At 44.6% G+C, this 14,791-nt stretch carries 11 protein-coding genes and 4 tRNA genes; 3 read left to right on the forward strand and 12 right to left on the reverse strand.

Annotation, left to right across the window (positions count from 1 at the left end; genetic code table 11):
• Window positions 1-883 precede the first annotated feature (883 nt).
• The 8 genes from NI468_RS06725 to secA all read right to left on the reverse strand — a co-directional run bounded on the left by NI468_RS06725 (window position 884) and on the right by secA (window position 7,245).
• Window positions 884-960: transfer RNA gene (locus tag NI468_RS06725), tRNA-Pro, on the reverse strand.
• Between the two features lie 17 nt (window positions 961-977).
• Window positions 978-1,053: transfer RNA gene (locus tag NI468_RS06730), tRNA-His, on the reverse strand.
• Window positions 1,054-1,086: 33 nt separating this feature from the next.
• Window positions 1,087-1,163: transfer RNA gene (locus tag NI468_RS06735), tRNA-Arg, on the reverse strand.
• A gap of 34 nt (window positions 1,164-1,197) precedes the next feature.
• Window positions 1,198-1,274, reverse strand: a tRNA-Pro gene (locus NI468_RS06740).
• Between the two features lie 151 nt (window positions 1,275-1,425).
• Entirely contained in the window at window positions 1,426-2,493 is a 1,068-nt protein-coding gene (gene nadA, locus NI468_RS06745; protein ID WP_253100871.1) for a quinolinate synthase NadA, read from the reverse strand.
• A 153-nt stretch (window positions 2,494-2,646) separates the two neighbouring features.
• Window positions 2,647-3,867 (reverse strand): bifunctional glutamate N-acetyltransferase/amino-acid acetyltransferase ArgJ, encoded by a 1,221-nt coding sequence (gene argJ / locus NI468_RS06750; RefSeq protein ID WP_253100874.1) that lies wholly within the window; start codon window positions 3,865-3,867, stop codon window positions 2,647-2,649.
• A 160-nt stretch (window positions 3,868-4,027) separates the two neighbouring features.
• Window positions 4,028-4,381, reverse strand: a complete 354-nt coding sequence (locus NI468_RS06755; RefSeq protein ID WP_253100877.1) for a hypothetical protein — start codon at window positions 4,379-4,381, stop codon at window positions 4,028-4,030.
• 137 nt (window positions 4,382-4,518) lie between these two features.
• The gene (secA, locus tag NI468_RS06760; protein ID WP_253100881.1) at window positions 4,519-7,245 is read right to left on the reverse strand and encodes a preprotein translocase subunit SecA; all 2,727 of its coding nucleotides are present in this window, start codon (window positions 7,243-7,245) and stop codon (window positions 4,519-4,521) included.
• A 332-nt stretch (window positions 7,246-7,577) separates the two neighbouring features.
• Here secA and NI468_RS06765 point away from each other — a divergent pair, with 332 nt between their 5' ends.
• Together NI468_RS06765 and NI468_RS06770 are read left to right on the forward strand one after the other, a co-directional pair.
• Entirely contained in the window at window positions 7,578-8,219 is a 642-nt protein-coding gene (locus NI468_RS06765; protein ID WP_195725615.1) for a peroxiredoxin, read from the forward strand.
• Between the two features lie 208 nt (window positions 8,220-8,427).
• Complete coding sequence (locus NI468_RS06770) at window positions 8,428-9,036, forward strand: dual specificity protein phosphatase family protein (protein ID WP_005263670.1); 609 nt, start codon at window positions 8,428-8,430, stop codon at window positions 9,034-9,036.
• On the opposite strand, the gene NI468_RS06775 is transcribed toward NI468_RS06770, so the two are convergent.
• The 4 genes from NI468_RS06775 to trpA are packed head-to-tail and all read right to left on the reverse strand — an operon-like array spanning window position 9,033 to window position 13,049.
• On the reverse strand, window positions 9,033-10,076 hold the full coding sequence (locus NI468_RS06775) for an SPOR domain-containing protein (protein WP_004281671.1): 1,044 nt from the start codon (window positions 10,074-10,076) through the stop codon (window positions 9,033-9,035). The genes NI468_RS06770 and NI468_RS06775 overlap by 4 nt on opposite strands.
• Window positions 10,073-11,356, reverse strand: coding sequence for a bifunctional tetrahydrofolate synthase/dihydrofolate synthase (gene folC / locus NI468_RS06780; RefSeq protein ID WP_253100884.1), 1,284 nt, complete (start codon window positions 11,354-11,356; stop codon window positions 10,073-10,075). The genes NI468_RS06775 and folC overlap by 4 nt, the downstream gene beginning before the upstream one ends.
• Entirely contained in the window at window positions 11,353-12,249 is an 897-nt protein-coding gene (gene accD, locus NI468_RS06785; RefSeq protein WP_004645174.1) for an acetyl-CoA carboxylase, carboxyltransferase subunit beta, read from the reverse strand. Before accD ends, folC begins: the two co-directional genes overlap by 4 nt.
• Window positions 12,246-13,049 carry a tryptophan synthase subunit alpha gene (gene trpA / locus NI468_RS06790; protein WP_085064171.1) on the reverse strand — a complete coding sequence of 268 codons (804 nt, stop codon included), beginning with the start codon at window positions 13,047-13,049 and terminating at the stop codon, window positions 12,246-12,248. The genes accD and trpA overlap by 4 nt, the downstream gene beginning before the upstream one ends.
• Before the next feature lie 365 nt (window positions 13,050-13,414).
• On the opposite strand from trpA, the gene NI468_RS06795 reads away from it, so the two are divergent.
• Window positions 13,415-14,749, forward strand: coding sequence for a Na+/H+ antiporter NhaC family protein (locus tag NI468_RS06795; protein ID WP_253100887.1), 1,335 nt, complete (start codon window positions 13,415-13,417; stop codon window positions 14,747-14,749).
• Window positions 14,750-14,791: the final 42 nt, after the last annotated feature.

The raw sequence follows: 14,791 nt of genomic DNA on the forward strand, positions 1-14,791 counted from the left end.
TCTTGGCTCATCAATTTTCTGACAAATATTTCTCAAATAAACTTCGAGTAATTTCTACCATCAATCAATGAAAATAATTTCGATCAATCAACCAGTAAAAATCCACACAAGTTGTTCTTCATAATCTCTTAATGATCTTCTTGCTAATTCGTCACCAGCAAGCTAGGTCGGCTATATTACTCTCTATCTCTAGAAAGTCAACCAGTAATTTAGATTATCTCTAAACTTTCTTTCTAAAACCCAACTCAATCAAACTTAACTAAGTCACTGTTTTATCAGAAGTTTTAATCTTCATCACCGCCGATGGATGTGCATTCTACAGGATTCCCAACCCAATACAACCCCTATTTTTAAATAATTCAGCAAAAACACCACGACTGTTTATTTATTCTACAAAAAATACAGGTTTTTCTATTTTTCACTCAAAATTTATTCAATTATTGATGTTTTAAAGTAGTTTATTTACTTATCAATGGGTATTTCTAGTTAATTTAATTGCTATATCTATCTAAAAATTTTTTATTGTCTTTATTTCAGATCAAACACAACAGATGAGTTAATAAAATAGATTTACTATGGAATCCCTTACCCATTTTAAAAATATAATCCTCATCCATCCATTAAAATTCCATTCAACAAGATAATCACTCTATAGATAAACTCTGGTTAAATTGTTGAATGATTAAAATTAAGAGTGAAGCAATGCGAGAAGAAAGCAATCTTCAATGCACAGTTTTATTAGATGAAAAATAATTTAATAGGAATTCGAGCATTCATCATGATAGCCACCGATAACAATTGTATATTTTTTATTCACATTGAATTTCAGGCATAAAAAAACCGCTTAACGCGGTATCTTTTATCTCGACCATCTTGAAGGAGATGGTCGGAGCAGTAGGATTCGAACCTACGACCCCCTGGTCCCAAACCAGGTGCACTACCAGGCTGTGCTATGCTCCGATTTCAACTTTAAAAGTTGGGGTGAATGACGGGATTCGAACCCGCGACAACTGGAATCACAATCCAGGGCTCTACCAACTGAGCTACATCCACCATCATTTTGATTCTTAACATCAAGCGACCAAATGGCGCGCCTGACAGGATTCGAACCTGTGACCATCCGCTTAGAAGGCGGATGCTCTATCCAACTGAGCTACAAGCGCGTTACTGATGCAAACATCATTTGCCTTGAAGAATTGGTCGGAGCAGTAGGATTCGAACCTACGACCCCCTGGTCCCAAACCAGGTGCACTACCAGGCTGTGCTATGCTCCGATTCATCTCAGCTTTCGTATCGAACATCGTTCGGTACGGTGTGCATTCTAGGCGCGACGCCCGGAGACGTCAACACCTATATTTAAAAAAAACCGAAAAAACGCTTCAAGCGTTTATTTATCAATCGCTTCAGACATTTTTTATACAAATTTTAACGTATTAGTCCGGCACTAAAGTTCAGCATGCGATCTAGAGGCAGTTTAGCTCGTTCAGCAAGTACCGGATCGACATGCACTTCCTGATCTTTATGCTGTAACACATGCAAGATACCATCCAGCTCGTTCATGGCCATCCAAGGACAATGCGCACAAGAACGACAAGTTGCCCCCTCTCCTGCGGTTGGTGCTTCAATCAGAATTTTATCCGGCACTGCCTGCTGCATTTTATAAAAAATACCGCGATCAGTAGCTACGATTAAACGCTGATTTGGCAAAGTTTGTGCTGCTTTAATTAATTGTGAGGTACTACCCACCGCATCGGCAATCTCGACCACAGACATCGGTGATTCGGGATGTACCAGAACTGCCGCATCTGGATAGAGCTCTTTCATATTGGCAATACCGCGTGAACGGAATTCTTCATGCACGATACAGGCACCATCCCAGAGCAACATCTCTGCACCGGTTTTTTTCTGGATATAACGACCCAGATGCTGATCTGGTGCCCAGATGATTTTTTCGCCCAGACTGTCCAGATGTTCGATAATTTCCACTGCACAACTTGAAGTGACGACCCAATCGGCTCGGGCTTTCACGGCCGCTGACGTGTTGGCATAAACCACCACGGTATGATCCGGGTGCGCATCGCAAAAAGCGGTAAACTCATCGACAGGACAACCTAAGTCCAGTGAACAGGTCGCTTCCAAAGTTGGCATCAGCACGGTTTTATTGGGTGAAAGAATTTTAGAGGTTTCGCCCATAAATTTCACACCAGCTACCACAAGCGTTGAAGCTGGATGATCGCGACCAAAACGCGCCATTTCCAGTGAATCGGAAACACAGCCCCCCGTCAGTTCAGCCAGTTCTTGCACTTCAGGATCACAATAATAATGCGCCACCAAAACAGCATCCTGTTTTTCCAGCTCTGCCTTGATCTGTGCAAATTTGTCCAATTTTTCCTGCTGGCTCATTTGATGTTCTTGTGGAACACCTAAACGATCTAAATGCGCCTGCACAATCGATTTAGCTTCATTGGCTATTAATTTGGTCGCATCATTCATAACAACTCTTACTCTACCCTCATGGTTCACTATTCAATGAACCTTTCACCCTACATCCCGGTCATCTCTGGCGAAATGCTATTTTTGACCAGTCATTAAAAATCATTAAGTATAAAAAAAGCCCCACAACGGAGGCTTTATAAACAATCTGAATTATGAGCGATAATCTGCATTGATTTTTACGTAGTCATACGACAGGTCACAGGTATAAACCGTATCTTTTGCCTGACCTCGTCCAAGATCAACACGAATCGTCATTTCAGCCTGGGCCATCACACGTGCACCGGCTGCTTCAGTATAGTCTGCTGCCGCACCACCATCTTTGCAGATTTGTACATCATCTAACCAAACCTGAATTTTTGCAACGTCTAAATTTGGCACACCGGCATAACCAATCGCTGCCAGAATACGGCCCCAGTTTGGGTCAGAAGCAAAGATTGCGGTTTTGACCAGCGGTGAATGCGCAATGCTATAGGCAATATCGCAGCACTCTTGAGTATTGCCACCACCTTCTACAGTCACGGTAATGAATTTAGTCGCACCTTCACCATCACGTACAATCAGTTGCGCAAGGCGTTTCATGGTACGTGTCAATACGTCTAGCACCACTGCATAACGTGGATCTTCAGTCGAAGTGATTTCAGCACCACCGGCCTGACCTGTGGCAATAAAAATACACGAGTCATTAGTTGAGGTATCGCCATCAATTGTAATACGGTTAAACGATACATTGACTGTTTCAGTTAATAACTGTTGAACCAGTTCACGGCTGATCGGTGCATCCGTCGCAACATAGCCCAGCATGGTCGCCATATTCGGGCGAATCATGCCTGCACCTTTGGAAATACCGGTCATGGTATAAGTCACACCATTCAGCTCGAACTGTTCTGACGCACCTTTCGGAGTGGTATCTGTGGTCATGATTCCAGTCGCTGCATCGCCCCAGGCATCATCACGCAATGAATCCAGCGCAGGCTGTAAACCTGTAAGCAAACGCTCCATTGGAAGCTGCTCACCAATCACACCAGTCGAGAATGGCAACACTTCAGCAGCCTGTACGCCTGCAAGTTCAGCTAACTTGGCACAGGTGGCTTCTGCATTTGCCATGCCTGTAGGACCTGTTCCTGCATTGGCATTGCCGGTATTGATTACCAGGTAACGTGGATTTCCCGCTTGCAAATGTGCTTTGGATACATGCACAGGTGCTGCACAAAAGGCATTCTGGGTAAACACTCCAGCAACATTGGAGCCTGCAGCCAGTTCAAATATCACCAGGTCACGTCGGTTCTGATAGCGCACATAGGCTTCAGCCGAACCAATTTTAACCCCTTTCACCACATGCATCTGTGGCATAGATACGTCACCAACTGCCATTTTAAAGTCCAATATTGAAGTTTTAGAAAAATATAGCTTAGTTGATCTGCAACAAAAAATCGAGCCAAAGCCTGAGCCAGCCTGAGATTTGTTATGGGTTTTCACAATAAAAAAACCAGTCATCAAGACTGGTTTCTACGTTTTTAAAATTAAGATATTTTTAATTTTGTGCAAGTTGTCCAGATTCGCTTAGTAAAGCCTGTTTCGCTTGTTGTTGACTTGCACTAGAAAGTGCAGGATTAGTAGCAACAATACGGTCTGCATTTGCCGCATTAGCAGCTGCAATCGCAGCGGTCTGCAACACAATCGGACGATTCTGGTTGGCAAAGGTATAACGGATGCCGGTACGTGGGCTTGCTACAGTCACTTGTGCATCGGTACGTTGTACTTGAGCAGTGTTAGTACCCACCGCTTGCTGAACTTTATCAATTGTTGTGGTCGCTGCAGTTTGTGCAAAACTTAAGGCAGGCATTGCCAAAACGGCAATCATGAGCGTTTTTAATACTTTTTTCATTCAGGTTATTCCACTTTGAGGTGTTGAATGAGCCATTAAATAGCATTTAATTCCTAAGACTGCAAACAGTATTCAATTTCTGAAAAATCTTCATACATAAAAAATCAGAGCCATGGGGCTCTGATTTTTAATAGCGTTTAGATCTTACCATGACACTGTTTGTATTTCAGGCCTGAACCACATGGACAAGGTGCATTACGACTTGCCGGTGCTTCAAAAACTGGTGCTACCGGATTGGCCTGAGCATTTTGCTCGGTCGTCACCTCATGGTCGCCTGCCAACAAGCCGTCAAACTCTTCATGAGATAACTGCAAACGCATTGCCTCAGCCTGTGCCTGCTGCTGTGCTTCCATTTCCGCCAGCTCTTCAGGGGTCGGTACGTGGATGCGTGACAGATCTGTCACGACATCGGATTTGATCGTACCCAGCATGTTCACAAACAGGTTATAAGCTTCTTTTTTGTATTCCTGCTCCGGATTCTTCTGCGCATAACCACGTAAATGAATACCCTGACGCAAGTAATCCATAGCCGCCAGATGCTCTTTCCAATGACGGTCCAGAGAATTCAGCATAAAGTGACGTTCAAGCGATGCTGCAGATTCCCCACCCATTTGTTCACGACGCGAACGGTAGCGGTTCAGCACTTCATCGGTAATACGAACCACCAAAGCTTCTTCATCCAGACGACGGTCCTGTTCCAGCCATTGCCCGATAGGAAGATCCATCGAAAGATCTTCACGTAGCGCCAGTTCCAGACCTTCAATATCCCACTGGTCATGAATCGATTCAGGTGGAATATAGTTGGCGATCACACCCTGCATCACTTCACGGATCATTTCTTCAATATAATCCTGCAGTGAATTTTCTGCCAAAATGTCATCACGCTGACTATAAATGATCTTACGCTGTTCGTTATTCACGTCATCGTATTTCAGCAAGTTCTTACGAATATCGAAGTTACGTGCTTCCACTTTACGCTGCGCATTTTCAATCGAGCGAGACACCATTTTGTGCTCAATCGCTTCATCTTCCTGCAAGCCCATGGCACGCATCATGCCGACTACGCGATCACCGGCGAAAATACGCATCAAGTCATCTTCAAGTGACAGGTAGAAACGTGATACACCCGGGTCACCCTGACGACCGGCACGGCCACGCAGCTGGTTATCGATACGGCGTGATTCATGACGCTCGGAACCGATAATATGCAAACCGCCTGAATCCAGCACGGCCTGGTGATTAACATCCCATTCTGCTTTCAGACGAGTTTCATCTTCAGGAGTCGGGTTTTCAATTTTAGCCAGCAACGCCTTCCAGTTACCACCCAACAGGATATCGGTACCACGACCGGCCATGTTAGTGGCAATCGTCACTGCACGCGGCGCACCGGCCTGCGCAATAATATCGGCTTCACGTTCGTGCTGTTTGGCATTCAGTACTTCATGCTGGATCCCTGCAGCTTTTAGCTTATCCGACAGGATCTCAGAAGCTTCAATGGTGGCTGTACCAATCAGAATTGGTGCAACACCAGCTTCATGCACACGCTGAATTTCTTGAATAATCGCGTTATATTTTCCTTCACGATTTAAGTAAATTAAATCGTTATGGTCTTGACGAATCATTGGACGGTGAGTTGGAATCAGCACCACATCCAGACCATAAATTTCTTTCATTTCCGCTGCTTCAGTATCAGCAGTACCGGTCATACCGGACAGTTTTTTATACAGACGGAAATAGTTCTGGAAGGTTGTGGTTGCCAGAGTCTGGTTTTCTGGCTGGATTTCCAGACCCTCTTTGGCTTCTACGGCTTGATGCAAACCTTCAGACCAACGACGTCCCGGCATGGTACGACCGGTATTTTCATCGACAATAATCACTTCACCATCGTTGATGATGTATTGCACATTGCGTTGATAGAGATAATGCGCACGGATCGCTGCGGTGACATGATGCAACAGGTTTAGGTTCGACGCTGAGTACAAGCTCTCGCCTTCTGCCAACAAGCCCATTTCTATCAGTTCACTTTCAATGGTTTCAAAACCCACTTCAGTAATTTCAACTGAACGCTGTTTTTCATCAATCCAGAAGTGACCGCCATCCGGCACTTTCTCTTCTTTCTGTGCCTGTAATTTTGGTGGAATATTATTGATGGCTGCATAAAGCTGTGAAGAATCTTCACTTTGACCGGAAATAATCAACGGGGTACGTGCTTCATCAATCAGGATCGAATCGACCTCATCGATAATCGCATAGGTCAAACCACGCTGCTTTTTCTCTGCTAGCGAGAACACCATATTGTCACGCAGGTAGTCAAAGCCAAATTCGTTATTGGTACCGTAAGTAATATCGGCACGATAAGCTTCAGCTTTTTCCATCGGATTTTGCATGGAATAAATAATGCCGATGCTTAGACCTAAAAATTCGAATAATGGACGGTTCAACTCGGCATCACGTTGCGCCAGGTAGTCGTTCACGGTAATGACATGTACACCTTGGCCACTCAAAGCATTCAGATAGCAGGCCAAAGTACCCATCAGGGTTTTACCTTCACCGGTACGCATTTCTGCGATTTTGCCTTCGTGCAAGGTAATACCACCGATCAGCTGCACGTCATAATGACGCATGCCCATCACCCGCTTCGCGGCTTCACGACAGACTGCAAATGCTTCAGGCAGTAATTTATCGAGGGTTTCACCCTTATTATATCGTTGTTTGAATTCTTCAGTTTTTGCAGATAAGTCTGCATCGCTAAGGGTAGATATCGTCGGCTCGAGCACATTAATCTTGTCTACGATTTTACGCATGCGTTTGAGTTCGCGCTCATTTTTGGTACCGAAGATTCCTCCGATCAGACTTGCCAACATGAATAGACTCTCTAAATCTTGCTTGTCAAATGAATATGTTCTTAGTCGTTATTATGGTGCTAGAAATTTGAACTACAAGGGTTTTGCTGTAAAACCGCTAAAAAAATCTGATCCTTAGTTCTAGCCCTAAGATCTAAGGCAAAGTAATGTAGCAAATTTTCCCTGTGCAACATAGTCAATTAAGTGACTGATTTTTGCGCTTCTGGATAGATGGATATCCTACTTATGCAATTTACTCATAAAGAAAGCAAAAAACACTATTTTTAATCATAAAAAAATTGGTTCATATTAAATCCTATCTCGACACTAAAAGACCAATTGAGGCTAAAAAGATGAGTTTACGTCTAGGCGATACCGCACCGAATTTTGAACAGCAATCCAGTGAAGGCCTGATTAATTTTTATGACTTTCTGGGTGATAGCTGGGGCATTTTATTTTCACACCCTGCTGACTATACACCAGTATGTACGACTGAGCTTGGCTATACCGCAAAACTGAAAGACGAGTTTGCAAAACGTAGCGTGAAAGCCATTGCCTTGTCGGTCGATGATGTTGAATCGCATCATGGCTGGATTAAAGATATCAATGAAACCCAAAACACCACGGTGAATTTCCCGATCATTGCCGATCAGGATCGCAAAGTTTCTGAGCTGTATGACTTTATTCATCCGAATGCCAGCGAAACGCTAACAGTTCGTTCTTTAGTGGTTATTGATCCCAACAAAAAAGTCCGTTTGATTATTACTTATCCTGCATCGACCGGTCGTAATTTCCATGAAATCTTGCGTGTGGTGGATTCACTTCAACTCACCGATAAACATAAAGTGGCCACGCCTGCGAACTGGCAGCACGGTGATGATGTGGTGATTGTCCCTTCACTGAAAGATGAAGAAGAAATCAAGCAACGTTTTCCAAAAGGTTATACAGCGGTTAAACCTTATTTACGCCTCACGCCCCATCCTGAGCAAAATTAAAAGGACTCCTTTTTAATTTTGCGAAAGACAAGCGAAGTAAAGGATAAGAGAAACTCTATTTTCCACATTTTATGGTTTATCGAATACGACATTGACGTGCCACGGATTCGATTTGTTGATACAGCCTGTCTTCGGATAGGCTTTTTTATATTCAAAATCTCGTATTCACTTTAAACTTGAAATAACAAAAACAACATCTACGCTCTGTATGAAAATCTGCATATTTCCAATTCTCATGAGTGGCTACCTCCTAACCACAGGTTGCATGACTACGCCCGCCCTGCCTGAACCTCAACGTCCTCAGCATTGGGGACAGCCCATTCATCAGAATCATAATTTTCATCAAATCAGCAATTTTGTTTATCGTAGTGAGCAGCCTTCAACTGAACTCATTCCTTTATTAAAGCAGCATCAAATCAATGTGGTTATTAATTTACGTTCACGGGATCAAGACAGCTTTGTTTTGAGCAATGAAAACTTTCAGCTACATCATGTACCCATACATACCTGGGCAATTGATCGGGAAGATTTATTGAAAATTATGCTACTGATTCAGCAAGCACAACAAAATCACCAAAAGGTGCTCCTGCATTGTTATCACGGTTCAGACCGCACTGGTGCAAGTGTCGCCATGTACCGAATTATTTTTGAACATTGGCCGATTGAGCAGGCGCTACAGGAAATGAAACATGGCGGTTATGGCTTTCATGCCATTTGGAGCAATATCGAAAAGTTATTCACGCCTGAAAATGTAAAATGGATTCGCGAGCAACTCAAGAATCCATCTACAGAAACTTTGATTAATACAAAGAATTAACGCTTATCCAGCGGCACCCAGTCATTCACCCAAGCTGATTTCATATTCAGGCTGGCATCAGACGCAATTTTCTTACGAAGTGCATCTGCAGTCTCACGGTCTTTGGACGGCCCCACCATGATGCGTACACCTTTAGACGTTGAGCTTTTGGTGACCTTATAACCTTTGGCACGCAGTTTGGCTGCTACAGCATCCGCATTGGCTTCATTCGCTGCCAGTGCCACCTGTACCATCCATTGCTTGTCCTCTTCACCTTCCAGTAACTTACGCGCCTGCTCAGCTTCTGCTTTCTTCTTGGCTTCTTCGGCTGTAGCCTTTTTCTTGGCTTCTTCAGCTTTACGTTTTTCGTCAGCTTTACGTTTTTCCTCGGCAGCTTTACGTTCAGCTTCTTTCTTTTCAGCCGCTTTACGCTCTTCCTCGGTTTTACGTTTTGCTTCAGCCGCCTTACGTTCTGCTTCGGCTTTTTGCTGTTGCTCTAACTTGCGTTTTTCTTCAGCGGCTTTACTTTCAGCAGCTTTACGCTCTGCTTCTTTCTTGGCTGCGTCAGTAGAACTATTGGCTTTTTGTTGTACCAGCTGCTGCTGGGCTAACTTTTTTTCTTGCACCGCTTTTTCTTCAGCCAGACGTTTCTGCTTGGCCTGTTCATCTTCCACCAGTTCTGGTGGAATATTATCGGAACTTTGCTGTCCCAGGCGGTGTGCATTCAGGGCAGCATATTCTTCAGCTGCTTTACGCGCAGCATCTGCTTCAGCCTGCTGTTGCATCGCTAAAAATTCGGCCGCACGCGCCTCCTGTTCTGCAACCGATTTTTCCCGGTCACGACGTTGCTGTTCAAGTAAACGCTTTTCTGTTTCCACATCGACCGTCAAAGAACCGAGCGAATGATTGCCTGTCTCTTTATTTTCAACTTCCGCAGCCTGTGCCGGATTTTGCTGACGGTCCTGATTGATTTCATCTTGGCCTTTCAGGAGTAATGCTGCCAATAAAACACCACCACCGAGTAAAACAACACCGCCCATCCAGCGCTGTTTGTTATTCATTGACATTCTTCCAAATACTCCCATACCGCTTCTAAGGTATGAAATGATCCACATACCAAAATCAGCTGATTATTATCTGTTTGATCCAGTGCTGATTTAAAAGCTAATTTTACATTGTCAAATTGTTCTACCGCCTCACCGCTTAAAGCATCAGCCAAAACTGTGACCTCTGCCGCACGTGGGACGAATAATGGTGCAATTTTCCACAATTGAACCGTGTCTTTCAATAACTTGACGACAGAATTTATATCTTTATCTGCCAGCATTGAAAATACACAAATGACTTCATTATATTTTTGATTGTAATTTAAATAATCTCGTAATTTTTTCAGCAGAAATTCCACCCCATGCGGGTTATGTCCTGCATCAAAAATCACGGTTTTATTCTGGATTTGACGGATTTCAAAACGTCCCGGCAATTTTGCCGTTTGAATGCCTTGTGCAATTGCCTGCTGGCTGACGTTTAATTCGCTCAGCAGAATGGCGGCCACGGCGGTAGAAATATTATCTAATGCCAGTGAACCTGTAGGGAGTTTTAAGGTCGTACCTGATGAAGCAAAAGCCCAGCTTTGGCCATCTTCAAAGGCTTCATAAAAATAATCCCGGTTGATTGCATACAAGGGTGCTTTACATTCTTGGGCTTTATTTAGAATGGCTTGCGGGATCTGTTGCTGTCCACCAAATACCACGGGAATATCCGGGCGAATAATTCCGGCCTTTTCAAAAGCAATTTTCTCAATGGTGTCACCAAGCCAGTCGGTATGATCCAGACCAATATTGGTAATTACCGCCACATCCGGATTGACCACATTGACCACATCCAGACGGCCGCCTAAACCCACTTCCAGTACCCAGACATCACAGCCTTGATCTTTAAAAATCACAAAAGCAGCCAGTGTGGTGGCTTCAAAGAAAGACAGGCTCAAACCGCATTCGCGACGAGCCTGATCGACCTGAACAAAAGCATCAATCAGCAACTGATCTTCCACTTCAATGCCGCGCAATTTAACACGCTCATTGAAACGGTACACGTGGGGGGATTGATATAGCCCGACCTTGAAGCCTTGCGCATTCAGGATCGCGGCCAGCGTGGTGGTGGTCGAACCCTTACCATTGGTTCCTGCCACCGTCAGCACTTTGGCCTCTGGAGATGTCACGCCCAGCTTTTCAGCCACAGGAATAACCCGTTCCAGACCTAAATCAATACCCGTAACGTGAACATGGCTCCAATAATCGAGCCATGTATTTAAAGAATCTGTTGCTAAGGGTGCTGTGTTCAATGCAAATTCATCAACTTCGTAACGATACGATAAACTGTATCACGTAATGCATGACGGTGAACAATCTGATCGATTACCCCATGATCAAGCAAATATTCCGCGCGCTGGAACGGTTCTTCCAGTTTTTCACGTACAGTCTGTTCGATCACACGTTTACCGGCAAAGCCAATCATCGCTTTCGGTTCAGCAATATGTACATCACCCAGCATTGCCAATGATGCGGTCACACCGCCGTACACTGGATGAGTCAATACCACTACATAAGGCAGACCTGCTTCTTTTAAACGCTGGATCGCAGCCGAAGTACGCGCCATTTGCATCAGGGACAACATGCCTTCCTGCATACGAGCACCACCCGAAGCAGCAAAACAGATCAAAGGTTGACGAGCTTCAATCGCATGTTCTGCAGCCTGAACAAAGCGGTCACCGACCACTGTGCCCATAGAACCGCCCATGAAGTCGAACTCAAACGCACAGGCAATCATCGGTACGCCTTTCAGCAAACCCTGAATTACCACCAGTGCTTCAGTTTCACCGGTTTTCTTTTGCGCTTCAGCCATACGGTCTGGATAGGCTTTACTATCGACAAATTTCAGGGGATCTTTGGCTATAAATTCCTGACCCAATTCTGTTTGTACCTGATCAAAGAACCAGTTCAGACGTTCACGGGCTTTCATACGCAAATGTTCATCACATTGCGGACAGACATAGGCATTAAATGACATGGCAGTACGGGTCACCAATGCATGACATTCAGGACACTCAATCGTAGGCTCGGTAAATGTCGCTTTATATGCCGTTTGCTCATCGGGTACCTGAATGCCCGGAACAGTACGCTCCGTCCATGGGGTCGATGGGCTCAGAATTTTGCCTGATTTCACTTGTTGACTCATACTAACTCATCGAGCGCTGCTCGAAGCTCCTTGACTTTATTCACCGTCGCAATAACGGCTTGTTCTGGTGCGAGCGTTGCAAATTGCTTTACAAACGCACTACCCACAATAACTGCATCGGCAGCAACACCCATCGCTTTCGCAGATGCAGCATCACTGATACCGAAACCTACGCCTACAGGAACATCAGTCACAGCTTTAATCTTTTGAATGCGTGTAGCGGCTTCAGAAACATCTAAAGTTGCTGCACCGGTCACGCCTTTCAGTGACACATAGTAAATAAAGCCGCTGGCCTGTTTTGCTACATGTTGAATACGTGCATCGGTTGAAGTTGGTGCCAGCAGGAAAATCTGATCCATGTCATATTTTTCCAGTACTTCACCCAGACTTTGTGCTTCTTCTGGTGGCAAGTCCACCAGCAACACACCGTCTACTCCACATTCATAGGCATAAGCCACAAACTTTTCATAGCCAATTACTTCAACCGGATTCAGATAACCCATCAGCACCACTGGTGTTTCGCGGTCTTTCAAGCGAAACTCTTTCACCATGTGCAGTGCATCCAGGGTATTGGTTCCACCTGCCAGAGCACGTTCAGCAGCTAGCGCAATCACCGGCCCATCGGCCATCGGATCCGAGAAAGGAAGTCCCAGCTCAATCACGTCGACACCCGCCTCCACCATCTCATGCAGCAAAGGCACTGTGACTTCTGGATGCGGATCACCCGCCATGACATAAGAAACTAAAGCTTTACGCTGTTGAGATTTAAGTTGTCCAAATCGTGTGGCTAAACGTGACATAGGGTGGTATTTTCCTTAACGTGTTTCAAACTTGAGGCATTGACTATGTAGAAATACAAGACATCGCATTGTAACGCTATTTTTTGTCCAATGAACAGTCTGCGATACCGACCTCGAGTACTTCATTTCCTGTGCGAAGATTTCAAAACAATTCGGAAGGGTCTATTTACGATTATTTTGATTTTTTTCACAATGATCAAAGATGCCTAATTTTGCTATTACCTAAAATCTTGAATATTTAGATAAACTTATCTTTATCATATAAAAATTAATAAAAATGCAGATGTTAGTGCATTCATTTAAAGTTTTCTGAAATTGCAAAACCTGCTTTATACTAGTCCTATTCTCTTACTTTTTTATCTCCTATGCAGACTGATTCTGAGGCTACAGTGCAGGCACGCGCCATTGCACTGCTGCCGCTTATTGTATTTTTAACCATATTTTTGGGTAGCGGGATCTATCATTCCCTGATCGGAACCGAGTTCGCGTTCTATCAGGTGAAAGCGCCTGTGGCTGCCCTGCCTGCGATTATCTTGGCTGCATTAGTATATCGCGGCAAACTCAACCAGGGCATTGAGGAATTCCTCAGAGGTGCCAGTCATCCGAACTTAATTCTGATGTTTATGGTGTTTATGCTGGCCGGCGCCTTTGCCAGCGTCAGTAGCGCCATTGGCAGTGTGGATGCTACCGTGCAGATGGGCTTGTCGGTTATCCCACCCACATTTATTCTACCGATGTTATTTGTGATCTCGGCCTTTATTGCCACGGCGATGGGTACCTCCATGGGTACCATTGCGGCCTGCGCACCGATCGCTTTTGGTTTCACCCAGGTTACCGATATTGATGTGATTTATGCGATTGGTGCAGTGGTCGGTGGTGCCATGTTTGGTGATAACCTGTCCATGATCTCAGACACCACCATTGCGGCGACCACCAGCCAACGCGTACAACTGCGTGACAAGTTCAGGGTCAACGTCTGGATTGCGGTTCCAGCCTCAATCGTCACTATTTTGATTTACGTATTGAGTACTGGCAGTAGCAATGCGGTGGAATACAAGGATTTTAACTGGCTTCTGGTTTTACCTTATATCGCCGTATTTATTTTGGCCTTTAGCCGTTTACACGTTCTGGCTGTACTGACCATTGGCGTACTACTTTCCGGCTTGTTTGGCCTATTTGCCACAGCTGAATTCGATCTGCTCAAACTGAATACTTCAATTTACGATGGCTTTGTCGGCATGTTTGAAGTGGCGTTATTGTCGATGTTTCTGGGTGGCCTGTCGGCGATCATGCAGCGTGAAGGTGGTTTACGCTGGCTGATCGAGCGTATTTATAGCCTGACCCGTCTGTTTAAAGTTGGGAAGCAACGTGCCGGCGAAATCGGGATTAGTTTTTTGGTGGTGTTTTCGAATATCTTTGTGGCCAATAATACCGTGGCGATTATTCTGTCTGGTGATATGGCACGTGAAGTTGCCAAAGAATACGGGGTGGATCCCAAGCGTTCTGCGGCACTGATGGATATTTTCTCCTGTGTGGTACAAGGGTTGATTCCCTATGGCGCACAGTTACTACTGGCCTGTTCCATTGCAAAAATCTCACCGGTTGAACTGATTGGTGGTGTGTACTATTGCTGGATTCTGGCCATTTTTGCGATTGCGGCGATTGCGTTTAGATTCCCTCAAATCAAAGCCAACGCTTAACCTCACCATTTTCTTCAAATAAAAAAGCGACCGATACGGGTC

It is taken from the genome of Acinetobacter lwoffii (assembly GCF_024129355.1).
GTDB lineage: Bacteria > Pseudomonadota > Gammaproteobacteria > Pseudomonadales > Moraxellaceae > Acinetobacter > Acinetobacter lwoffii_I.